Origin of the sequence: Streptomyces sp. NPDC058000 (assembly GCF_042886435.1) — a bacterium.
GTDB lineage: Bacteria > Actinomycetota > Actinomycetes > Streptomycetales > Streptomycetaceae > Streptomyces.
In genome coordinates this window covers 20,355-42,732 of the sequence record NZ_JBHVQS010000004.1, presented here as the reverse complement: position 1 = coordinate 42,732, position 22,378 = coordinate 20,355, and the positions used below count along the sequence as shown (strand labels likewise).

Genomic DNA, 22,378 nt, shown 5'->3' with positions numbered 1-22,378 from the left:
GCCGGCCCCCACGCCCGCCCCACACCCCACGCCCGCCCCGCGCCCTCAGGCGCGCTGCCGGTCCGGCCCGAGGAGTGCGGCCACCAGTGCCTCCAGGGACACCAGGAAGAGCCGTTCGGCGTCGGCCGGTGCGGCGAGCGCGCGGGCCAGCGCCGGATCCCGTCCGGCGGCGGGGGAGTCCCACAGCTCGCGTTCGCTGGGGTGCTGCGCGGGCGAGCGTGCGCGGTTGCGTTCCACCAGGACCGAGCCGACGACCAGGAACTGCACGGCGCGCACCGCCTCGGCGGCGAGTTCCCCGCGCAGCCCGGCCGCGTGCACCTCGTGGACCAGCGCCTGTTGAGCGGGCAGGAACATCCGCTCGGTCAGCCCGCGTTCGTGCACCATCGCGATCAGGTGCGGGCGTTCGCCCAACGCGGTGCGCAGCGCGCGGGCCACCGAGAGGACGCGCGCCCGGGGCGTACCGCCGGTCGGCCGGATCTCGCCCATCTCCTGGAGGGTGCGGGCCACCAGCGCGTCCAGCAGGGACTCGCGGTTGCCGACGTGCCAGTAGATGGAGGTGACGGCGGTGCCGAGTTCGGTGGCGAGCCGGCGCATGGTCAGGGCCGCCGGGCCGTGCGCCCGGACCAGCCGGGCGGCCGCCGCCAGGACCTCCTCACCGGTCAGTGCAGTACGTGTCATAGCACCCCACTATCACCCAACTCCCTTCGCCGCACGGCTCTTTACCCTTCATCGGAGGCGGTGTAACTGTGTTACAGACGCCTCGCACGACCCCCGCGCGTTACGGACGACGAAGGGTGGTACGCCATGGCACGCATACGCTACGGAGCCCGCACCGAGGCGGAGATCGCCGCGACCCGGGCCGCCGGCGCCCGGCTCCCCGACATCTGGTCCACCGGCGTGGTGGCCCTGTGGGAGACCGACCCGGAGGCCGTCGCGGCCGTCCTGCCGCCCCCGCTCACCCCCACCGGCCGCCCGCTGGTCCGGGCCACCGTCAGCACCGTCGACCTGCCCGGCTATCCGCTGGGCGCCGGTTCGGTCGCGGTCGCGGCGGCCCACGACGGCACCGAGGGCTGGTACCCGCTGGTCATGCCGATGACCCACGAACGGGCGCTGACCGGCGGCCGCGAGGTCTTCGGCGAACCCAAGAAGTTGGGCGAGGTCACCGTGGACCGCGACGGTCTGACCGTCCGCGCCGCCCTCACCCGGCACGGCATCGCCTTCGTGGAGGTGCGCGGCGCGGTCAGCGGCCCGCTGCCGCTGCCCGCACCGGACGTACGGACCGACTTCTACTTCAAGTTCCTGCCCGCCGTGGACGGTTCGGGCTTCGACGGCGACCCGGTCCTGGTGCACTGCCGGCGCACCGAGAGGGTCCGCAAGCTGGAACGGATCACCGGCGACGTGGTGCTGCGCGAGTCGATGTACGACCCGGTCGCCGACCTCCCGGTACACGCCCTCGTCGGGATCACCCTCGGCGAGAAGACCTCCGACCAGAGCGGCAAGGTCGTCGGGCGGGTCCGCGCCGAGGCCCTGCTGCCCTACATCCACCAGCGCTACGACGACCCGCGGCAGGTCCTCGACGCCCCGCCGGAAGGGAGCGTGTGATGGAGCTGCGGGCCGGTCAGGTCGCGGTGGTCACCGGTGCGGCGAGCGGTATCGGACGGGCGATGGCCCGCCGCTTCGCCGCCGAGGGCCTGAGGGTCGTCCTCGCCGACGTCGAGGAGGCCCCGCTGCGGGCCGCCGCCGACGAACTGATCGCGGACGGCGCCGAACTGCTGGTCCGTACCGTGGACGTCGGCGTGCGGGCCGAGGTCGAGGCGCTGGCCGGCGCCGCCTACGAGACCTTCGGCGCCGTCCACGTGCTGTGCAACAACGCCGGGGTGGGCTCCGGCGCCGAGGGCCGGATGTGGGAGCACGACCCCAACGACTGGCGGTGGGCGTTCGAGGTCAACGTCTGGGGCGTCTTCCACGGCGTCCAGTGCTTCCTGCCCCGGATGCTGGCCTCCGGGGAGCCCGGCCACGTCGTCAACACCTCGTCCACGGACGGCGGGATCGCGCCGCTGCCCACCGCCTCCGTCTACGCCGTCACCAAGGCCGCCGTGGTGACGCTGACCGAGTCGCTGTACGCGCACCTGACGGCCGAGGGCGCGCCCATCGGGGCGTCGGTGCTCTTCCCCGGCCCGCACATGCTCCGTACCGGCCTGTGGGAGTCGCACCGCAACCGGCCCGCGCGGCACGCCAAGTCCCGTCCCCGCCGGACGCCTTACCGCAGCCTCGCGGAGTGGGAGGCGGCCATGGCGGAGGGCGGGCGGGAGGTGGCGTTCACGCCCGTCGAGGACGTCGCCGAGCAGGTCGTCGACGGCATCCGGGCCGGCCGCTTCTGGATGCTGCCGCCCAGTGAGCACACCGACGCACAGATCCGGGCGCGGGCGCGGTCCCAACTCGACCGCACCGCACCCACGTACCTGGAGCACTTCATCCTCGACCACGAGTGAGGGACCGCCATGAGCGACCCGTACCAGGACACCACCGCAGCGCACCCCGCACCGCCGCACCCCGCACCGCACGACGGCCCACCGCCGGACCCCGGCCCCCAGGACCCGTACCTGGTCATCTCCTCCGACTGCCACGCCGGACTGCCCACCGAGGAGTACCGCCCCTATCTGGAGCGCCGCTTCCACCGCGCCTTCGACGACTTCCTGGCCGGCCGGGACGCCCGCCGCGCGGCCATGACCCGGCTCGGCGTCCGCAACGAGACCTTCGCCGCCCAGTGGTTCGAGGACCACGAGGAAGGGCTGCGCGGCGGCTGGGACCCGGCGCAGCGGGCGAAGGAACTCGACGGCGACGGGGTGGCCGCCGAGGTCGTCTTCCCGGACGCGGACGCCGTGGACAGCTCGACCGCCGCGCCCTTCGGCGTCGGCCTCGGCCTGACCGGCGACCAGGACCCGGAGTTGGGCATGGCCGGGGCCCGGGCCCACAACCGCTGGCTCGCGGAGTTCTGCGCCACCGACCCCGAACGCCACTGCGGCGTCGCCCTGTTACCCGTCACCGCCGACCCCGACACCGTCGTCGCCGAGATCCACCGCGCCCGCGCCGACGGCCTGGGCGCCCTGATGATCCCCGCCATGTGGGGCACCAACGCCCCCTACCACGACCGGTGTTACGACCAGGTGTGGTCCGCCGCGGCCGAGGCCGGGATGCCGGTCGTCACCCACTCCGGCACCGCACCGCGCGAGGAGTACGGCGACCACCTCGGCATCTTCGTCAGCGAGGTGACCTGGTGGCCGGCCCGCCCGCTGTGGTTCCTGCTCTGGTCCGGGGTCTTCGAACGCCACCCCGGCCTGCGGTTCGGCGTCGCCGAGTCCGGCTGCTGGTGGCTGCCGAACCTCCTGTGGTTCATGGACCGCCTCTACCTGGGCGCGCACGGCGGCAAGAAGCTCTCCCCGTTCGCCGGACTGCGGCGCCCGCCGCACGAGTACCTCGACCGCAACGTCTTCGTCTGCGCCACCAACACCAAACGCCGCGAACTGGCCCAGCGCTACGAGATCGGCGTCGACAACATCCTCTGGGGCAGCGACTTCCCGCACCCGGAGGGCACCTGGCCGCGCACCCGGGAGTGGCTGACGAACACCTTCCACGACATCCCGGTCGCCGAGACCCGCCGCATCCTCGGCACGTCCGCCGCCGAGGTCTTCGGCTTCGACCCGGCCCGGCTCGCCCCGCACGCCCGCCGCGTCGGCCCCACCCCGGCGGAACTGGGCCAGCCCGCCGACCAGAGCGCGGTCGAGGAGTCCTGGCGCCGCGCCCGCGAGACCGGCCGCCACTGGCTGACCGGACACGACTTCCCGTACGTGGGGGTGACCCGTGCCTGAGCCCACCGCCGTGCCGGGCGCGACCACCGACGCGCCCCGCTACACCGTCATCTCCGCCGACTGCCACGCCGGCGCCGACCTCCTCGACTACCGGCCCTACCTCCCCTCCCGGTACCACGAGGAGTTCGACGCCTGGGCCGCCACCTACGTCAACCCGCACGAGGACCTGCTCGCCGACACCGCCGACCGCAACTGGAACTCCGACCGGCGGCTGGCCGAACAGGAAGCCGACGGCATCGTCGCCGAGGTCGTCTTCCCCAACACCATCCCGCCGTTCTTCCCCAGCGCGTCCCTGATGGCACCGGCACCCACCGGCACCGATTTCGAGCTGCGCTGGGCCGGCCTGCGCGCCCACAACCGGTGGCTCGCGGACTTCTGCGCCGAGGCCCCCGGGCGCCGCGCGGGCGTCGCCCAGATCCTCCTCAACGACGTCGACGAGGCGGTCCGCGAGGTCCGCCGGGCCAAGGACGCCGGCCTCACCGGCGGCATCATGCTCCCCGGCACCCCACCCGGCTCCGGCCTCCCGGAACTCCACTCCCCGTTCTACGACCCCCTCTGGGCGGTCTGCGCAGACCTCGGCGTCCCGGTCAACCACCACGGCGGCTCGGCCTCCCCGCCGCTCGGCGACGAACCCGCCGCCCGGGCCGTCTTCATGGTGGAGACCACCTGGTTCTCCCACCGCGCCCTGTGGCACCTCATCTTCGGAGGCGTCTTCACCCGCCACCCGGAGCTGACCCTCGTCCTCACCGAACAGGGCTCCGGCTGGATCCCCGGCGTCCTGGACATGCTGGACTACTACCACGGCCGCCTGGTCGCCGCCGGGGCTCGCGCCAACACCGCGGAATCCCGCTTCGGCGCCGGCCTGGCGGCCTCCCTGGACCGCACCCCCACCGAGATCTGGCACGCCAACTGCTACGTCGGCGCCAGCTTCATGCGCCCCCACGAGGTCCCGCTGCGCGACCGGATCGGCCTCGACAAGATCATGTGGGGCAGCGACTACCCCCACGACGAGGGCACCCACCCCTACTCCCGGCACGCCCTGCGCGCCGCCTACGCCGGCCTCCCGCCCGCCGAGATCGCGGCCATGACCGGCGGCAACGCCGCCCGCGTCTACGGCTTCGACCTCACCGCCCTGGCCCCCGTGGCCGCCCGGGTCGGCCCCACCACCACCGAAATCACCGAACCCCTCACCACACCACCTCCCGACGCCACCAGCCCGGCCTTCGCGACGGGGGCTTCGGTGCGGGTGTGGTGAACACTCCACCGCCGGTGGACGTCCTCGGTCCGGGCGCCGGTACCCACCGCCGCCCGGACCCGGGGCTACCGTCGGTACGCCCGCGCCCCGAAGCTGACGCCGCGTCTTACATACTTCTGAGTAACAACCTCTAGCGGGACGCCCGTCGGCGCATTTATGGTGCGGGGCATGCCGCACCTGCCCGATGTCGTGTTGTGGTCCGTACCCGCCTTCGTCCTGCTCACCGTCGTGGAGATGGTGAGCTACCGCCTGCACCCCGACGACGACGCCGAGGGGTACGAGGCGAAGGACGCGGCCACCAGCGTCACCATGGGGCTGGGCAGCCTGGTCTTCGACGCGCTGTGGAAGATCCCGATCGTGGCGATCTACGCCGCGATCTACGAGCTGACCCCGCTGCGCATCCCCATCCTGTGGTGGACGCTGCCCCTGATGCTGCTCGCCCAGGACTTCTTCTACTACTGGTCGCACCGCGGCCACCACGTCATCCGGGTCCTGTGGGCCTGCCACGTGGTCCACCACTCCAGCAAGAAGTTCAACCTCACCACCGCACTGCGGCAGCCCTGGACGACCTGGACGGTCTGGCCGTTCTACGTGCCGATGATCGCGCTGGGCGTGCACCCGGCCGTGATCGCCTTCACCTCCGGTGCCAACCTCGTCTACCAGTTCTGGGTCCACACCGAGCGGATCGGCAAACTGCCCCGCCCCGTCGAGTTCGTGTTCAACACCCCCTCCCACCACCGCGTCCACCACGCCTCCCAGGGCGGCTACCTGGACCGCAACTTCGGCGGGATCCTGATCGTCTGGGACCGGATGTTCGGCTCGTTCGTCCCCGAGACCGAACGGCCCGTCTACGGCCTCACCAAGAACGTCGGCTCCTTCAACCCGCTGCGGGTCGCCACCCACGAGTACGCCGCCATCGCCCGCGACATCCGGGCCGCGGACGGCTGGGGCGAGCGCGCCGGACGGGTGTTCCGCGGCCCGGGCTGGCAGCCGGCCCGGGTCCGTGCCGCCGCCGCCGAGGCCGCCGCAGCCGACGCCGCCACGGCGGAGAAGGCCGGTGCGCCGGCCGGCAGCCGTTCGGCCACGGACCGGACCGGGGCCGCCGGGCCCGCCGTGGGGGAGTCCGCCGCGTGAGACCGCTCGCGCCCCGGCCCCGCGCCGCACGGGCCCTGCTCCTGGTCTTCGCCGTCCTGGCCGTCGGCCACCTCGCCGCCCTCGTGGCGCACGCCGGCGCCGCGCCCGGCAGCGGCCCCGCGTCCCTGGCGGACACCGCCGTCCGCCTCACCAAACCGGTACTGATGCCGCTGCTCGCCGCTCACGTCCTGCTCCGCGGCGGGCCGCCGCTCCTGGTCGTGGCGCTGCTGTTCGGCTGCGGCGGCGACACCTTCCTCCAGATCGGCGGCGGCACCGCGTTCCTCGTCGGCATGGGGTCGTTCGCCGCCGGACACGTCTGCTACCTGGTGCTGTTCGCCCGGCACGGCCGAAGGAGGCGCGGCCTCAGCCGCTCCAGCGGGGCCGGTGCTCGCACCGGAGAGCGCCGCTCGCGCACCGTCGGAGCCGCCGGACTGTACGCGGCCGCCCTGGTCGCCACCGTGCTGCTGCTGTGGCCCGACCTCCCCGCCGACCTGCGGATCCCCGTCGCCGGATACAGCCTGCTGCTCACCGTGATGGCGTTCGGCGCGCTCTGGACCGCCCCCTGGGCCGCGGTCGGCGGGCTGCTCTTCCTGCTCTCCGACTCCCTGATCGCCGGCGGCATCGCCCGGTGGCCGCAGCTCCCCGCCCCACAGTTCTGGATCATGCTCACCTACACATCGGCCCAATGGGCCCTCGCCATCGGGGTGTTGGCGGCCGCGACCGGCCCGGACGACCCGGCGTCCCCGGCGTCCGCGGTGCCCCGCCCGGCGGTCGCGTACCGTGCCCCTTGAGTCTCCCCCCGTGGGAGACCCGAAGGTGGGGGCATGTACGAGGACGGCACGGGACTGCTGTCGATCGGCGCGCTGTCGCGCCTGACCGGCGTCTCCGTCAAGACGATCCGGAACTGGTCGGACCAGGACCTGTTGCCGCCCGCCGCCCGCACCCCCGCGGGCTACCGCCGCTACGGACCGGACGCACCGGCCCGCCTGGAGATCGTGCGCAGCCTGCGCGACCTGGGCGTCGGTACCGCCGCGATCCGCGCCGTCCTGCACCGCGAGCGCACCCTCGCCGACACGGCGGAGCGCTCGGCGGACGCCCTGGACGCACAGATCGCCGCGCTGCGCTCGCAGCGCGCGGTCCTCCGCGCGGTGGCCGCACGGGGCAGCGCAGCAGAGGAACTGCCGCAGATGACCCGACTCGCCCGCCTGTCGACCGAGGAACGCCGCCGGATCGTCGCCGACTTCATCGACGACGCCCTGGACGGCGTGCCCGCCCCCGCCTACCGCAACGGCCTGCTGGCCGCCACCCCCGACCTCCCCGACGACCCCACCCCCGAACAACTCCACGCCTGGATCGAGCTGGCCGCCCTGGTCCGCGACCCCGAACTCCGCGCCGCCCTGCGCCGCCTGGCCGCCTACAGCGCCCGAACGGCTCCCCCTGCCGACCACACCGGCCACACAGACCACCCCGACCACGCGGGCCACGCCGCGACACCCGCCCTCGGCGCCACCGCGTCCGACACCGCGTCCGACACCGCGTCCGACACCGCGTCCGACACCGCGTCCGCGTCCGGCCTCGCAGCCGACGCCCGGCGCGTCGCCACCCTGATGCACACCCGCGCCGAGGCCGCCGTCGCCGACGGCATCGCACCGGACTCACCGGCCGCCGCCCCACTCGTCGCCGAACTGGTGGCCGCCTGGCTCCCCACCCAGTCGGGCACCCCCGATCCGCCCACCGAGGACGGCCCGGCCGCCCGGACCCGCCTGCTGGAACAGCTCCAGGCCGCCACCGAACCCCTCGTCGAGCACTACTGGCGGCTGCTGTGCACCGCCACCGGCCGCCCCGCACCGCCCCGTTGGGGCACCGCCGGCACCTGGACCGCCGCCGCCCTGCGCGCCCACCTGACCCCCCTCCAGGTGGACCGCACCGCGTTCGGCGCCACCGACCCGGAGCGGGTGCTGTACGCCTACGAGCGGGTCGGCCGGGCCGTCGGCGCGCTGGTCGCGGACCTGCGGCCGACGGACCTCGCCCGGCCCACACCGTGCGCCGGATGGACCGTACGGGAACTGCTCGACCACCTCGTGTGGGAGAGCCTGATGGTCACCTCGATCGCGAAGGGGGCACCGCGCACCGACCACGCCGCCGACCACCTGGGCCACGACCCCCGCACCGCCTTCGAGGACGCCACCCGCACCGCGCTCGCCACCTTCCGGAGCAGCGGCATGCTGACGCGCGCCTTCGGCCCCTACGAGGCACCCGGCGCATTGCTCGTCCAACAGGTGGTGGTCGAACTCCTCGCGCACGGCTGGGACTTGGCGCGTGCGCTCGGTGCCCAGACCGCCCTGGCCCCGGAGGTCGCCGAGGAGACCCTGGCGGCGGCGCACCGGATCTACGGGGCCGCGCCGCGCACCGAAGGCGGCTCGTTCGCCCCGGAGCGCCCCGCCCCACCCGGCGTCACGGCGGCGGACCGGCTCGCCGCCTACCTGGGGCGCACGGTGTGACCCGCGGGGCGGTGTGACGGACGCGGCGGCGTACCGCGCCGGGCGGGGCCACCGGCGGATGATCGACCATCCGCCCGCGCCCCGCCCGGCCCGCCGCGCCGCCGGCTACTTCACCGCGCTCAGCGCATCGACGATCCCGTAGCCGAAGTGGCTGTTGACGCGCGGGGTGCCGGTGCAGGTGGCGTCACCCGCCGGGCACCCGGGATTGTCGGCCTGCTCCTTGAGCAGCCACTGGATCTCCTGCGGGCTCGCCTTCGGGTGCGCGCTCTTCAGGAGCGCCGCCACGCCCGCGACGTGCGGGGAGGCCATGGACGTACCGGCGTAGAAGGCCCAGTCGCCTCCGGGGATCGTGGAGAGGATGTTGCCGTTCTTGGCCGGCAGTTCGGGCACCTGCTTGGAGTCGCCGCCCGGCGCGGCCACGTCGATCTGCCCCAGGCCGTAGTTGGAGTAGCCGGACTTCAGGCGGTGCGAACCGGTCGCCGCGACCGTCACCGTCCCGGGCAGTTGGGTCGGCACGTCCCAGCAGGTCTTGGGGCTGAGGGTGCGGCTGACCGGCGTGGAGTCGTTGGGGCTGCCGGTGTCGGTGAGCTTGTCGGCCGCGAGGTCGGCGTCGGCGTTGCCCGCCGCCGCGACGTTGACCACGCCCTTGTCCTGCGCGTACTTCGCCGCCCGGCCGACCGCGTCAACGATGGCCGCCTGGTCGGCGTCGTCCTTGCAGTTGAACATCCACGGGTCCACGAAATAGCTGTTGTTGGTGACCTGGACCCCGTGGTCGGCCGCGAAGACGAAGGCGCACACCACGCTCTCCGCGTAGAACAGGCTGGTCTTGGGCTCGCTCACCTTGATGGCGGAGACCTTCACGCCCGGCGCGACGCCGGTCACCCCGATGCCGTTCCGGGCCGCGGCGATGGTGCCCGCCACGTGCGTGCCGTGGGCGTCCTCGACCGGGTCGTAGGGCCGCCAGGCCCCCGGCGAGGTGTTCGGCACGCCGCCCACGCAGTTGGCGGACTGCCGGGCGGAGAAATTCGGTGCGAGGTCCGGGTGGGTGTCGTCCACACCGGTGTCGATGACCGCGACGGTCACCTTGCGGCTGCCCGGGTTCACCTTCGCCGCCTGGTCGGCCTTGATGGCGGGGATGTCCCACTGGAGCGGCTCCAGCGGCTCCTCGCCCTTGGCCTTCGCGGTCCGCTCCGCCGCCGCGAGCTGGGCCGCGGTGACCTTCTGCGGTTTGCCGACGTCGGCGGTGCCGGACAGCTTGAGCGGCGCGGTGCGGGTCGCGCCCGCCGACTGCACGCCCGGCACCGTCCGGATTGTGGCGGCGAACCGGGGGTTGGCCGCATGGACGACGATCACGCCTATCCGCTCATGGGCGGTGATCACCTTGCCGCCGGCCCGGTCGATCGCCCGCTCGACCTTGTCGACGGTGGCGTGACCGGGGACGGTGTTCACGACGTACGACAGCAGCGGGCCACTGTCCGGCGGCGCGGCGCCGGCCGCGGCCGGGAGGGATCCGAGGAACCCGGTCGTTGCCGTCAGTGCCAGCCCGAGCGGTACGGCCAGGGCCCGCATGCGTCTGTTCCGGCGATGTGCAAGGGGACGTGCCATGGGTACTCCACCTCATCCGTCGGACCGCCCGTACGCGGGGTGCGCACAGGCGGGTGCATGACAGGTGAAGCTATCGGCGATCACCGGCGCGCAGCAATGGAACGCGGAGAAAACCTCACAGGCACGGAAAATTGACGGCAAGTCAGGCGTCGTATCTGGTATGGGGGTTCGCGTGAGGTCGGGCCCGCGACGCCCTCAGTCCCGCCGCCCCGCTCCGTCGCGCCGCCGCAGCGTGCCCATGCTCAGCGGCGGCAGCGGGATCCGCGGACCGTACCAGCGCCGGGCGCCCACCCCGGGACGCGGCCGCGCGGGGGCGACGGAGACCGGCGCGGACAGCCGGACACTGCCGTACGGGCGCCGGCGCGGGGCGTACGGAGACGGGTCCTGCTGGGGCGGCGGAGTCATGACCGGCTCAACGAAGTGCCGCCCGGGCGGTGGCGGCCGGTGCACCCATTCCCCCGATTTCTTCGGGAATTCAACCATCCATCGTCTGTCGCATCGCGTCCGGCGGCCCTACGATGCGTGATCCACGTCACTTATCCGGGCCTTATCGTCAGCCCCGCACCAGCTCACCGAGCGTCAGGAGACCCGTGATCACCGCACCCAACGCCGACCCGGGACAGCACGACCCGCCCGACTACCCCCAGGTCCAGTCGAGCCCGGAGTTCGCCGAACTCCGCCGCGCACACCGCTCGTTCGCCTTCCCGCTCACCCTCGCCTTCGTCCTCTGGTACCTCGGCTACGTGCTGCTGTCGAGCTACGCCGGCGACTTCATGGCCATCAAGGTCGCGGGCCACCTCAACGTCGCCTTCGTGCTCGGCATCGCCCAGTTCGCCACCACGTTCCTGATCGCCTGGTGGTACTCCCGGCACGCCGCCGCCCGACTCGACCCCCGCGCCGAAGCCATCAAGGCCCGCCTGGAGGCCCCCGCCCCCGCCCAACAGACCACAGCCCGACAGGCCGCAGCCCCGGAAGACGGCCCCGAGCCGACCGGCGTACAGGAGGCCGGCGCATGAACCTCCCCCACCACCTCGCCGCCGGCGGCGCCGGCGACCACCGCACCCTGATCGTCACCCTCTTCGCGGTCTTCGTCGCCGCCACCCTCGGCCTCACCGTCTGGGCCGGCCGGCAGACCAAGGGCACGGACGACTTCTACGCCGCCGGACGGCAGTTCAGCGGCTTCCAGAACGGCCTGGCCATCTCCGGCGACTACATGTCCGCCGCGTCCTTCCTCGGCATCGCCGGCGCCATCGCCCTCTTCGGCTACGACGGCTTCCTCTACTCCATCGGCTTCCTCGTCGCCTGGCTCGTCGCGCTCCTCCTGGTGGCCGAACCCCTGCGCAACTCCGGCCGCTTCACGATGGGCGACGTCCTCGCCTACCGGATGCGCCAACGCCCGGTCCGGACCGCCGCCGGCACCTCCACCATCGTCGTTTCGATCTTCTACCTGCTCGCGCAGATGGCCGGCGCCGGCGCCCTGGTCACCCTGCTCCTGGGCATCACCAGCGAAGCGGGCAAGATCCTCGTCGTCGTCCTCGTCGGCATCGTGATGATCCTCTACGTCACCATCGGCGGCATGAAGGGCACCACCTGGGTCCAGATGGTCAAGGCCGTCCTCCTGATCGCCGGCACCCTGCTGATCACCTTCCTGGTGGCGTGGAGGTTCCACTTCAACCTCTCCGCGCTGCTCGGCGCCGCCGCCGAGAACAGCGGCAAGGGCTCCGCCTTCCTCGAACCCGGCCTCAAATACGGCGCCACCGCCACCTCGAAGATCGACTTCATCTCGCTCGGCCTCGCCCTCGTCCTGGGCACCGCCGGCCTGCCGCACATCCTCATCCGCTTCTACACGGTCCCCTCCGCCAAGGCCGCCCGGAAGTCGGTGAACTGGGCGATCGGCATCATCGGCGTCTTCTACCTGATGACCCTCGCCCTCGGCTTCGGCGCCGCCGCCCTCCTCAAGCCCGCCACCATCACCGCCTCCAACAAGGCCGGCAACACCGCCGCCCCCCTGCTCGCCCAGGAGATCGGCGGCGGCGCGGGCTCCACCGGCGGCGCCATCCTGCTCGCCGTCATCTCCGCCGTCGCCTTCGCCACCATCCTCGCCGTGGTCGCCGGCCTCACCCTCGCCTCGTCCTCCTCCTTCGCCCACGACCTCTACGTCAACGTCCTCCGCAAGGGGCGGGCCACCGAGAAGGAAGAGGTCGGTGCGGCCCGCTGGGCGACCGTCGGCATCGGCGCGGTCGCCATCGTCCTCGGCGTCTTCGCCCGCAGCCTGAACGTCGCCGGCCTGGTGGCGCTCGCCTTCGCGGTCGCCGCCTCCGCCAACCTCCCCACCCTCCTCTACAGCCTCTTCTGGAAGCGCTTCACCACCCAGGGCGCCCTCTGGTCCATCTACGGCGGCCTGCTCTCCTCCGTCCTCCTGGTCCTCTTCTCGCCCGTCGTCTCCGGCAAGGAGACCTCGATGTTCCCCGGCGCCGACTTCGCGGTGTTCCCCCTGGAGAACCCGGGCCTGATCTCCATCCCCCTGGGCTTCCTCCTCGGCTGGCTCGGCTCCCTCCTCTCCCGGGAAGCACCGGACGCCGCCAAGTACGCCGAACTGGAGGTCCGCTCCCTGACCGGCACCGGCGCACACTGAGCCGTCCCTACAGGACACGGGCGGGGTGACGTCGTAGAGACCTACGACGTCACCCCGCCCACCTCGTGCTTCTCACGCCTCCTCAGTGTCGGACCCATCGCGTAGTCTCGAAGACGTACTGATCGACGGACCGATCCACACTCTCGGGGAGGGGGCCCAGTGCTCATCGACACCTACGGCCGTGTGGCCACCGACCTGCGCGTCTCGCTCACCGACCGGTGCAACCTGCGTTGCACGTACTGCATGCCCGAAGAGGGCCTGCAATGGCTCGCCAAGCCCGATCTGCTGACCGACGACGAGATCGTCCGGCTGATCGACATCGCCGTGCGCGACCTCGGCATCGAGGAGGTCCGCTTCACCGGCGGCGAGCCACTGCTCCGCCCCGGCCTGGTCGGCATCGTCGAGCGGGTCGCCGCCCTCGCCCCCCGCCCCCGGATGTCGCTGACCACCAACGGCATCGGCCTGGCACGCACCGCCGCCGCCCTGCGCGACGCCGGCCTGGACCGTGTCAACGTCTCCCTCGACACCCTCCGGCCCGACGTCTTCCAGACCCTGACCCGCCGCAAGCGGCACGCCGACGTCCTCCACGGCCTCGAAGCCGCCCGCACCGCCGGCCTCACCCCCGTCAAGGTCAACACCGTCCTGATGCCCGGCCTCAACGACGACGAGGCCCCCGACCTCCTCGCCTGGGCCGTCGAGAACGACTACGAGCTGCGCTTCATCGAGCAGATGCCGCTGGACGCCCAACACGGCTGGAAGCGCGACGGAATGATCACCGCCGGTGACATCCTCACCTCGCTGCGCACCCGCTTCACCCTCACCCCCGAGGGCCAGGACGAGCGCGGCTCCGCCCCCGCCGAGCGCTGGATCGTCGATGGCGGCCCGCACCGCGTCGGCGTCATCGCCTCGGTGACCCGCCCGTTCTGCCTCGCCTGCGACCGCACCCGGCTCACCGCCGACGGTCAGGTTCGCACCTGCCTCTTCGCCACCGAGGAGACGGACCTGCGCGCCGCCCTGCGCTCCGGCGCCCCCGACGCCGAGATAGCCCGCCTCTGGAAGCTGGCCATGTGGGGCAAGAAGGCCGGATCCGGCCTCGACGACCCCACCTTCCTCCAGCCCGACCGCCCCATGTCAGCTATCGGAGGCTGACCGCAGCCGCTCCCATTCCGCCAGCGTCACCACGTCCTTGAGGAACCCGCGCACGGCGAGGAACTGCGACAGCTGCTCCCGGTGTTCGTCGCACGCCAGCCAGGTCTTCCGCCGGTCCGGCGTGTGCAACTTCGGGTTGTTCCAGGCCACCACCCACACCGCGTCGGCGCGGCAGCCCTTGGCCGAGCAGATGGTGATGTTCTGGGAATCGTTCGGGGAGTTCACGCCTCAACCCTACGTCCCGTCCCCGCGCCCGCTCCGGGGTCATCTCCCCTGCGGACATGACGACGCCGGGCAGCCACGGGGGGAGCCGCCCGGCGTCGGTCCGTCGCTCCGACGGGGGATGCGGAGCGCGTACGCAGTATGTCACGGGGAATGCTGCGCGGTGCAGCGGAACCGCATGATTGATCTGAGCTTTTCTTGAGCTTTGCTGAGCGATCGGCCCCAGCGAAGCTCAGCCGCGCTCCTCACGCGAGGGCGAAGACTCCTCCGCCGGGCGTTCCGCAACGGGTTCCGCGGGCCCCGACGGCAGCGCCTGCCGCACGGGTTTGACGAACGTCGACGGCAGCGAAGGGACGTTCTCCCGACCGGCGTTGGCGATGACCACCGCGATGTAGGGGAGCCCCACCCCGATCACGAGCGTTGCAATGGCAACCGGTCGCTCGATGTTCCACAGCACGGCCGTGAGCACCACGGCCACGGTCCGCACCGCCATCGAGATCACGTACCGCCGCTGGCGTCCCCGTACGTCCTCGGTCAGTCCCTGGCGCGCTCCCGTGATCCGGAAGGCTTCGACTCCACCGCTCTGCTTCCGCATCTCGTTCCACCACCCGCTCCGTCGCGCCGGATTCTCCCCGCATTCCGGTCAGATCCCACGGTACGCCGCCCTTCCCGGCGCTACGAGACCGGGTCACGTCGTTGGCGTACGGACCGGTACCCCGAACGTCGTAGCCGTGCGGTGGCCTCCCGCGGCGCGGGCGCTTCCGGTGACAGGGGGTTCTGGGGCCGCCCGGCTGGCCCCCCGCCCACAGGAGAGTGGACGGGGGAACGTCAGCCATTACGGCGGCACAGGCGCGGGACGAGCCCTAACGGCCGGTGATCTGGGCCAGTTTGCGACCGGCCTTCAGGTACGCGACGCCCTCCGTACCGGACAGCTTCTCCGACAGGACCTCGGAGAGCGGGCGCACCGCGTCGGCCTCGGCGAGCACCACCGTCGACTGGCCGGACTCGCCCTCGATCACCAGCCGCAGCGCGTTCTGCTTCGCCAGCCGCCGCGCCGCCGAGGCGCTCGGGGTGAACTCCAGCACCGTCGTCAGCACCGCCGCGACCGGCAGGTCCCCGTGCTCCCCGGCGTCCACGACCGGCAGCGACTCCACGTCCGCGAACGACTTCTTGGAGAACTGGGCCACGAAACCGGCCCGGGCCGCCATCGCCGCGTCCAGCCCGTAGAGCGCCGCCACGACCTCGCCCGCGAGGATCTTCTTGAGGTCCATCGGGTGCACCGACCGCTCGGCGACCCGGCCCAGGGCGAGTGCGATCTCGTCGTCGGTCCACTCGGTCCACGCCTTGAGGTACGGCTCCATCAGCCGGTCCGGCACCGACATGATCTTGCCGAAGACGTCGTCGGCGGGCGCGCCCAGCCCGACGTAATTGCCCTTGGACTTGGACATCTTGGCGCCGCTGCCGTCCGTGCCCTCGATCAGCGGCATGGTCACCACCAGCTGCGGCCGCTGCCCGCGCAGCTCCATCAGCTTGCGACCCATCTGGAGGTTGAGCAGCTGGTCGGAGCCGCCGAGCTCGACGTCGCACTCCAGCGCCACCGAGTCCAGGCCCTGCGCGATCGGGTACAGCAGCTCGGTCATGGTCAGGCCGGAACCGGCCGCCAGCCGGTTGCGGAAGTCCTCGCGCTGGAGCAGCTGCGACGCCGGCACCTGGGCGAGCAGTCCCAGCAGCTCCGGGAAGGTGTACGGCGCCAGCCACTCGCTGTTCTGCCGGAAGCTGACCTTCTCGAAGTCGAAGAACGGGCGCACCTGCTCGCGGTAGGTGGCGAGGTTGTGCGCGATGTCGTCGTCGGTCAGCGGCGGCCGCTCGGCCGTACGGCCCGACGGGTCGCCGATCTTGGCGGTGAAGTCGCCGATGATGAGCGTGACGTCGTGGCCGAGGCGCTGGAACCGGCTCAGGATGATCAGCGGCACCGCGTGCCCGAGGTGCACATCGGTCGCCGTCGGGTCGATGCCCAGCTTGATGTGCAGGCCCTTGCCGGCCGTCCGCCGCTCGTCGATGCGCTCGGCCAGCTTGGCAACGCCCGGCAGCACCTCGACCGTGCGGGACGCGATCAGCTCGGCCTGCTCCTTGGGCGACAGGTCCGTCAGGTCGAGATAGCGCCGCTCACCGGTCTCCTGGAGCAGCTCCCGGACGGTGTCGTCCGAGGAGAGGTCGGTGGAGAGCAGTGCGCTGGCGCGGGCGACGGATTCGCCGAGGCGTGTCATGGCGTCCCTGATCGATCGTGGTTCCCCGAGGGGAGGACAGGGGACAGTCTATTCGGCCGGGATGGGCCGCTCACCGCGATATCCGCGGGCCCGGCCGCCGTGCCCGCGGGCCCGGCCGCCGCTCCGGCCGCGGGTGGGGGCGCCGCCCGGAGGCCGGGCGGCGCCCCCACTCACACGCCCCGGCTGACCGAGCTCATGTTGAAGTCCGGCACCCGCAGCGGCGGCATCGCGGTCCGCGGGAAGTAGTCGCCCCACTCCCGCGACAGCGTCCGCTCGGTGCGGCCGGCCTCCGTGGCCCGGCCCAGCAGGTCCACCGGCGACTCGTTGAACCGGAAGTTGTTGACCTCGCCGGTGACCTCGCCGTTCTCGACCAGGTAGACACCATCCCGGGTGAGCCCGGTCAGCAGCAGCGTCGCCGGATCCACCTCGCGGATGTACCAGAGGGACGTCAGCAGCAGCGCCGGGCCGTCGTGGCCCGCGGCCGCCACCATGTCGTCGAGGGTGCGCGAACCGCCGCCCTCCAGCAGGAGGTTGTCGACCGCCGGCGCCACCGGCAGCCCGGTGAGCGCGGCGCCGTGCCGGGTGGCCACCAGCCGGTTGAGCACCCCGTCGCGCACCCAGTCGGTGGCGGTCAACGGCAGCCCGTTGTCGAAGACCGAGGCGTCCGCGCCGGAGGTGTGGGCGAGGACGAACGGGGCGCACTCCAGCCCGGGGGCCGTCGGGTCGCTGCGCAGGGTCAGCGGCAGGTCGGAGAGCCGTTCGCCGACCCGGGTCCGGGCGGCGCCCTCCCCGTTGCCGGCCCGGGAGAAGACCGTACGGCCCTCGGCGGCGTCCCGGGCGGTGGCCGACCACTGCTGGTAGACCAGCAGGTCCGCGACGGCGCTGGGCGGCAGCAGCGTGTCGTAGCGGCCGGCGGGCAGGTCGACCCGGCGCTCGGCCCAGCCCAGCCGCCGGGCGAGTGCGGCGTCCAGTGCGCGCGGGTCGGTGTCGGTGAAGTCCCGGGTGGCCCGGCCGGCCCAGGCCGAGCGGGTGCGGTCGGGGGACTTGGCGTTCAGCTCCAGCGTCCCGGAGGGCTGGTCGTGGCGCAGCCGTAGGCCGGTGGAGGTGCCCAGGTACGACGAGACGACGGTGTGCTGGGCGAAGCCGTACAGTTCGCGGCCGCCGGCCCGGGCCTGCCGGAAGGACTCGCCGAGGGCCGGGGCGAACGCGGCGAAGACGTCCGCGGAGGTCTCGGCGGGGGCGTCGGTGAAGCCGGCGGTCGGCGTGCCGTCGGTGACCAGTGGCTGGGCGTCCTCGGCCGGGCCGGCGTCCCGGGCGGCCGCCTCCGCGGCCCGGACCAGCGGCTCCAGCTCGTGCGCGGTGACCGCCGACCGCGAGACCACTCCGGAGGCGGTGCCCTGGGCGCCGTCCACGGTCGCGACGACGGTGAGCGTCCGGCCGCGGGTGGTGCCGTTGGTGGTGAGGGCGTTGCCGGCCCAGCGCAGATTGGCGCTGGAGTGCTCCTCGGCGATGACCGCACAGCCGTCGGCGCGGGACAGTTCCAGGGCCCGCTCGACGATCTCGTACGGCCGGTTGCTGCGCGTACCGCGCGGGCTCATCGCCCCGCCTCCTGTGTCGTGTTGAGACTGTGCCGGCCCGGGGGACGCCCCCCGGAACCCCGGCCGGATCGGTGCTGTGCGTTCAATGCCCGGCCTCCTTCGTCGTGTTGAGGATGTTCACGCCTTCGAAGACGGCGGAGGGGCAGCCGTGCGAGACCGCCGCGATCTGGCCCGGTTGGGCCTTGCCGCAGTTGAAGGCGCCGCCCAGGACGTAGGTCTGCGGGCCGCCGACCGCGGTCATCGATCCCCAGAAGTCGGTGGTGGTGGCCTGGTAGGCGACGTCGCGCAGCTGCCCGGCCAGCCGTCCGTTCCGGATGAGGAAGGCCCGTTGCTGGGTGAACTGGAAGTTGTAGCGCTGCATGTCGATGGACCACGAGCGGTCGCCGACGAGGTAGATACCGCGTTCCACTCCGGAGATCAGCTCTTCCGTCGACGGGCCGTCCGGCGCCGGGCGGAGCGAGACGTTGGCCATCCGTTGGACCGGCACGTGGCCGGGGGAGTCCGCGTACGCGCATCCGTTGGAGCGCGGGAAGCCGGTCAGCTTCGCGATCCTGCGGTCGAGTTGGTAGCCGGTGAGGATCCCGTCTTTGACGAGGTCCCAGGACTGGGCGGCGACGCCCTCGTCGTCGTAGCCGATGGTCGCGAGTCCGTGCTCGGCGGTCCGGTCGCCGGTGACGTGCATCAGCGGTGAGCCGTAGCCGAGCGTGCCGAGCTGGTCGAAGGTGGCGAAGGAGGTGCCGGCGTAGGCGGCCTCGTAGCCCAGGGCCCGGTCCAGTTCGGTGGCGTGTCCGATCGACTCGTGGATGGTCAGCCAGAGGTTGGACGGGTCGATCACCAGGTCGTAGGTGCCGGGCTCGACGCTCGGGGCGCGGAGTTTCCCGGCGAGGTGCTCGGGGATCCGGGCCAGTTCGCCGTCCCAGTCGTAGCCGCCGGTGAGGTACTCCCAGCCGCGGCCGACCGGTGGTGCGAGGGTGCGCATCGATTCGAAGTCGCCGGTGGCGGGGTCCACCGCGACCGCGGTGAGCTCCGGGTGGAGTCGGATCCGCTGCTGGGTGGTGCTGGTGCCCGCGGTGTCCGCGTAGAACTTGTTCTCCTGGGTGGCCAGCAGGTGCGCGTCGACGTGTGCCACGCCCGGTGCGGCCAGCAGCCGGGCGCTCCATTCGGCCAGCAGGCCGGTCTTCTCCGCGTCCGGGACGTCGAAGGGGTTGATGTCGTAGGAGGAGACCCAGGTGCGGTCCGGGTGTACGGGCTCCTCGGCCAGTTCCACCCGTTCCCCGGTGCCGGCGGTCTCGGCCACTTTGGCGGACAGCTTCGCCATCGCCACGGCCTGGCCGGCCACCCGTGCGGCGGCGTCCATGGTCAGGTCGACGCCGGAGGCGAAGCCCCAGGCGCCGTTGTGCACCACGCGTACCGCGTAGCCCAGGTCGGTGGTGTCGGAGGTGGCCGAGGTGCGGGCGTCGCGCAGGCGCCACATCGCGCTGCGCACCCGTTCCAGGCGGAAGTCGGCGTGTTCCGCGCCCAGTGCGCGGGCCCGCGCCAGTGCGGCGTCGGCCAGGGCGCGCAGGGGGAGCGCGAGGAAGGTCTCGTCAAGGTCATGGGGTGCGGCTGGCACGGCATCCTCCCGTAGTCGGCGGATGCATCATGCCGTGCTTCTGTGGAGACCCGACAGTGAACGGGGGCGCGCCCCTGTGTGAGCTCGATTCCTCGTACGGGCTCCCCGACCGATAGTTTCGTACCGAACGCAAGACGGACAGAAAACGGAAAGGGTGATCTCTTGAGCCGCTCGGTTCTGGTCACCGGAGGCAACCGCGGCATTGGCTTGGCCATTGCCCGTGCCTTCGCCGAGGCAGGCGACAAGGTCGCCATCACCTACCGCTCGGGCGAGCCTCCGGCGGGATTTTTGGCCGTGAAGTGCGACATCACGGACGCCGAGCAGGTCGAGCGGGCGTACAAGGAGATCGAGGAGAAGCAGGGTCCGGTCGAGGTGCTGGTGGCCAACGCCGGCATCACGCGGGACCAGCTGCTGATGCGGATGTCCGAGGAGGACTTCAGCACGGTCCTCGACACCAACCTCACCGGCACGTTCCGGGTGGTCAAGCGCGCCAACCGGGCGATGTTGCGGGCCCGCAAGGGCCGGATCGTCCTGATCTCGTCGGTGGTCGGCCTGATGGGCGCGCCGGGGCAGTCGAACTACGCCGCCTCCAAGGCCGCACTGGTCGGCTTCTCCCGCTCGCTCGCCCGCGAGCTGGGCAGCCGTAACATCACCGTGAACGTCGTCGCCCCCGGTTTCGTCGACACCGACATGACCCGGGCGCTCAGCGACGAGCAGCGGGAGAACATCGTGAAGCAGGTGCCGCTGGCGCGTTACGCGCAGCCCGAGGAGGTCGCCGCCTCGGTCCGCTTCCTGGCCTCCGACGAGGCCGCGTACATCACCGGAGCCGTCATTCCTGTCGACGGCGGATTGGGCATGGGGCACTGATCAGCATGAGTGGAATCCTCGCAGGCAAGCGCATTCTGGTCACCGGTGTGCTGACCGAGTCGTCGATCGCGTTCCAGGCGGCCAAGGTCGCCCAGAACGAGGGTGCCGACGTCATCCTCACCGGTTTCGGCCGGCTCTCCCTGGTGGAGCGGATCGCCAAGCGGCTGCCCAAGCCAGCCCCGGTCATCGAGTTGGACGTGACCAACCAGGAGCACCTGGACGGTTTGGCCGAAAAGGTCCGTGAGCACCAGGGCGAGGACGCCCGCCTCGACGGCATCGTGCACTCCATCGCGTTCGGTCCGCAGGGCGCCTTCAACTTCCTGGAGGCCGGCTGGGAGGACGTCTCGACGGCCGTGCAGGTTTCGGCGTACTCCTACAAGTCGCTGGCGATGGCCTGCCTGCCGTTGATGGAGCACGGCGGCTCGATCGTCGGCCTCACCTTCGACGCGCAGATCGCCTGGCCGAAGTACGACTGGATGGGCGTGGCCAAGGCGGCGCTGGAGAGCACCAACCGCTACCTGGCGCGCGACCTGGGCCCCAAGGGCGTCCGCTGCAACCTGGTGTCGGCCGGCCCGATCAAGTCGATGGCCGCCAAGTCCATCCCCGGCTTCGAGGAGCTGGCGGACGTGTGGAACCACCGCGCCCCGATCGGCTGGGACCTGGCCGACCCGGAGCCGGCCGGCCGCGGTGTCGTCGGCATGCTGTCCGACTTCTTCCCGCGGACGACGGGCGAGATCGTGCACGTCGACGGTGGTGTGCACATGATGGGCGCCTGACGCCCACCGCGCTCGACGCTGCCCGTCCCGGTCCGCCGGGGCGGGCAGTTGCGCGTTCGCGCCCGGGGAACGGGGGAACGCCCGCCGTCCCGGCCGGGAATACCCCTCACCTCCGCCCCGTTGCGGCCCGTAGGGGGCCTCCGCACCCCCTACGGGTTCCGTTCGACCGCCCCTAGAGCCCCTAGGGCTCCGTCCCCGGTCGGCATCCGAAGGGGTGGGCGCCGGCTTCGGCGGCGGCTCGTTCGCCGTCCCCGGCGCGGATCGCCTCGACCAGGCGGGAGTGGTCCATGTGGGCCTCGGGGCGCAGCACGGTGCCGACGTCGGCCCGTAGGAAGTTGCGCAGGACGCCACCGAGGTCGGCGTAGAGCGCGGCCAGTACGTCGTTGTGGGAGGCCGCCACCACGGCCATGTGCAGGGTCGCGTCGGCCTCCACGAACGCCTCCGCGGCGCCGGATCCCCAGGCCCGCTCGCGGCGCTCCAGCAGGGCGTCGAGCTGGCGCAGGTCCTGGGCGGTGCGGCGGTGTGCGGCGAGCCGGGCGGCCTCGGCCTCCAGGGCGGAGCGGAGTTCGGCGACGTGGCGGGGGTCGGCGTCGGCGAACCGGCGGTTCATCACCCCGGCCAGTTCGCTGGTCGCGATCACGTAGGTGCCCGAACCCTGGCGGATGTCGAGCAGGCCGTTGTGGGCCAGTGCCCGTACGGCCTCGCGGACGGTGTTGCGGGCCACTCCGAGCTGTTCGACGAGTTCCGGTTCGGTCGGGATGCGGGACCCCACCGGCCAGTCGCCGGACGTGATCTGGGCGCGCAGCTGCGCGATCACCTGGTCGGCCAGCGCGGACCGGCGGGGCGAGGTCAGGGGCATGGCTGGGCTCCGGGGTGCGGGGGTCGGTG

Annotated in this window: 20 protein-coding genes and 1 pseudogene; 12 read left to right on the top strand and 9 right to left on the bottom strand. The window is 72.5% G+C overall.

Annotation, left to right across the window (positions count from 1 at the left end):
* Positions 1 to 45: 45 nt before the first annotated feature.
* A complete protein-coding gene (locus ACFVT2_RS06300; protein WP_390012821.1) occupies positions 46 to 678 on the bottom strand; it encodes a TetR/AcrR family transcriptional regulator in 633 nt (210 codons plus the stop codon).
* Positions 679 to 804: 126 nt separating this feature from the next.
* Between ACFVT2_RS06300 and ACFVT2_RS06295 the strand changes: the two genes are divergently transcribed.
* From ACFVT2_RS06295 to ACFVT2_RS06265, 7 genes are all read left to right on the top strand, one after another.
* On the top strand, positions 805 to 1,602 hold the full coding sequence (locus tag ACFVT2_RS06295) for an acetoacetate decarboxylase family protein (RefSeq protein ID WP_390012819.1): 798 nt from the start codon (positions 805 to 807) through the stop codon (positions 1,600 to 1,602).
* Positions 1,602 to 2,492, top strand: a complete 891-nt coding sequence (locus ACFVT2_RS06290; protein WP_390012817.1) for an SDR family NAD(P)-dependent oxidoreductase — start codon at positions 1,602 to 1,604, stop codon at positions 2,490 to 2,492. The genes ACFVT2_RS06295 and ACFVT2_RS06290 overlap by 1 nt, the downstream gene beginning before the upstream one ends.
* Before the next feature lie 9 nt (positions 2,493 to 2,501).
* Positions 2,502 to 3,869 carry an amidohydrolase family protein gene (locus ACFVT2_RS06285; RefSeq protein WP_390012815.1) on the top strand — a complete coding sequence of 456 codons (1,368 nt, stop codon included), beginning with the start codon at positions 2,502 to 2,504 and terminating at the stop codon, positions 3,867 to 3,869.
* Positions 3,862 to 5,124: an amidohydrolase family protein gene (locus ACFVT2_RS06280; protein ID WP_390012813.1), complete on the top strand. Its 1,263-nt coding sequence runs from the start codon at positions 3,862 to 3,864 to the stop codon at positions 5,122 to 5,124. Before ACFVT2_RS06285 ends, ACFVT2_RS06280 begins: the two co-directional genes overlap by 8 nt.
* Before the next feature lie 168 nt (positions 5,125 to 5,292).
* Positions 5,293 to 6,258, top strand: coding sequence for a sterol desaturase family protein (locus ACFVT2_RS06275; RefSeq protein WP_390012811.1), 966 nt, complete (start codon positions 5,293 to 5,295; stop codon positions 6,256 to 6,258).
* Positions 6,255 to 7,049: a lysoplasmalogenase gene (locus ACFVT2_RS06270; protein ID WP_390012809.1), complete on the top strand. Its 795-nt coding sequence runs from the start codon at positions 6,255 to 6,257 to the stop codon at positions 7,047 to 7,049. The genes ACFVT2_RS06275 and ACFVT2_RS06270 overlap by 4 nt, the downstream gene beginning before the upstream one ends.
* A 33-nt stretch (positions 7,050 to 7,082) precedes the next feature.
* Positions 7,083 to 8,759: a TIGR03086 family metal-binding protein gene (locus tag ACFVT2_RS06265; RefSeq protein WP_390012807.1), complete on the top strand. Its 1,677-nt coding sequence runs from the start codon at positions 7,083 to 7,085 to the stop codon at positions 8,757 to 8,759.
* A 105-nt stretch (positions 8,760 to 8,864) separates the two neighbouring features.
* On the opposite strand, the gene ACFVT2_RS06260 is transcribed toward ACFVT2_RS06265, so the two are convergent.
* Entirely contained in the window at positions 8,865 to 10,364 is a 1,500-nt protein-coding gene (locus ACFVT2_RS06260) for a S8 family serine peptidase (protein WP_390012805.1), read from the bottom strand.
* Between the two features lie 195 nt (positions 10,365 to 10,559).
* Entirely contained in the window at positions 10,560 to 10,769 is a 210-nt protein-coding gene (locus ACFVT2_RS06255; RefSeq protein WP_390012803.1) for a hypothetical protein, read from the bottom strand.
* A 185-nt stretch (positions 10,770 to 10,954) separates the two neighbouring features.
* Between ACFVT2_RS06255 and ACFVT2_RS06250 the strand changes: the two are divergent.
* From ACFVT2_RS06250 to moaA, 3 genes and pseudogenes are all read left to right on the top strand, one after another.
* Positions 10,955 to 11,296 (top strand): annotated as a pseudogene (locus tag ACFVT2_RS06250) (DUF485 domain-containing protein); the annotation flags it as partial.
* An 80-nt stretch (positions 11,297 to 11,376) separates the two neighbouring features.
* Positions 11,377 to 12,999 (top strand): cation acetate symporter, encoded by a 1,623-nt coding sequence (locus ACFVT2_RS06245; RefSeq protein ID WP_390012801.1) that lies wholly within the window; start codon positions 11,377 to 11,379, stop codon positions 12,997 to 12,999.
* Positions 13,000 to 13,158: 159 nt separating this feature from the next.
* On the top strand, positions 13,159 to 14,148 hold the full coding sequence (gene moaA, locus ACFVT2_RS06240) for a GTP 3',8-cyclase MoaA (protein WP_390012799.1): 990 nt from the start codon (positions 13,159 to 13,161) through the stop codon (positions 14,146 to 14,148).
* Here the strand turns inward: moaA and ACFVT2_RS06235 are convergent.
* The 5 genes from ACFVT2_RS06235 to ACFVT2_RS06215 form a co-directional block, all read right to left on the bottom strand.
* Complete coding sequence (locus tag ACFVT2_RS06235; protein ID WP_390012797.1) at positions 14,131 to 14,373, bottom strand: hypothetical protein; 243 nt, start codon at positions 14,371 to 14,373, stop codon at positions 14,131 to 14,133. The genes moaA and ACFVT2_RS06235 overlap by 18 nt on opposite strands.
* Before the next feature lie 229 nt (positions 14,374 to 14,602).
* Positions 14,603 to 14,965: a DUF3099 domain-containing protein gene (locus tag ACFVT2_RS06230; protein ID WP_390012795.1), complete on the bottom strand. Its 363-nt coding sequence runs from the start codon at positions 14,963 to 14,965 to the stop codon at positions 14,603 to 14,605.
* 268 nt (positions 14,966 to 15,233) lie between these two features.
* On the bottom strand, positions 15,234 to 16,637 hold the full coding sequence (gene tyrS / locus ACFVT2_RS06225; RefSeq protein ID WP_390012793.1) for a tyrosine--tRNA ligase: 1,404 nt from the start codon (positions 16,635 to 16,637) through the stop codon (positions 15,234 to 15,236).
* Positions 16,638 to 16,807: 170 nt separating this feature from the next.
* Positions 16,808 to 18,235, bottom strand: coding sequence for a metallopeptidase TldD-related protein (locus ACFVT2_RS06220; protein ID WP_390012791.1), 1,428 nt, complete (start codon positions 18,233 to 18,235; stop codon positions 16,808 to 16,810).
* Between the two features lie 82 nt (positions 18,236 to 18,317).
* Positions 18,318 to 19,847, bottom strand: a complete 1,530-nt coding sequence (locus ACFVT2_RS06215) for a TldD/PmbA family protein (protein WP_390012789.1) — start codon at positions 19,845 to 19,847, stop codon at positions 18,318 to 18,320.
* Positions 19,848 to 20,009: 162 nt separating this feature from the next.
* On the opposite strand from ACFVT2_RS06215, the gene fabG reads away from it, so the two are divergent.
* On the top strand, positions 20,010 to 20,714 hold the full coding sequence (fabG, locus tag ACFVT2_RS06210) for a 3-oxoacyl-[acyl-carrier-protein] reductase (RefSeq protein ID WP_390012787.1): 705 nt from the start codon (positions 20,010 to 20,012) through the stop codon (positions 20,712 to 20,714).
* A 5-nt stretch (positions 20,715 to 20,719) separates the two neighbouring features.
* Positions 20,720 to 21,490, top strand: coding sequence for an enoyl-ACP reductase FabI (fabI, locus tag ACFVT2_RS06205; RefSeq protein ID WP_390012785.1), 771 nt, complete (start codon positions 20,720 to 20,722; stop codon positions 21,488 to 21,490).
* Positions 21,491 to 21,671: 181 nt separating this feature from the next.
* Here the strand turns inward: fabI and ACFVT2_RS06200 are convergent, their stop codons facing one another.
* Positions 21,672 to 22,349, bottom strand: a complete 678-nt coding sequence (locus ACFVT2_RS06200) for a FadR/GntR family transcriptional regulator (RefSeq protein ID WP_390012783.1) — start codon at positions 22,347 to 22,349, stop codon at positions 21,672 to 21,674.
* Positions 22,350 to 22,378 lie beyond the last annotated feature (29 nt).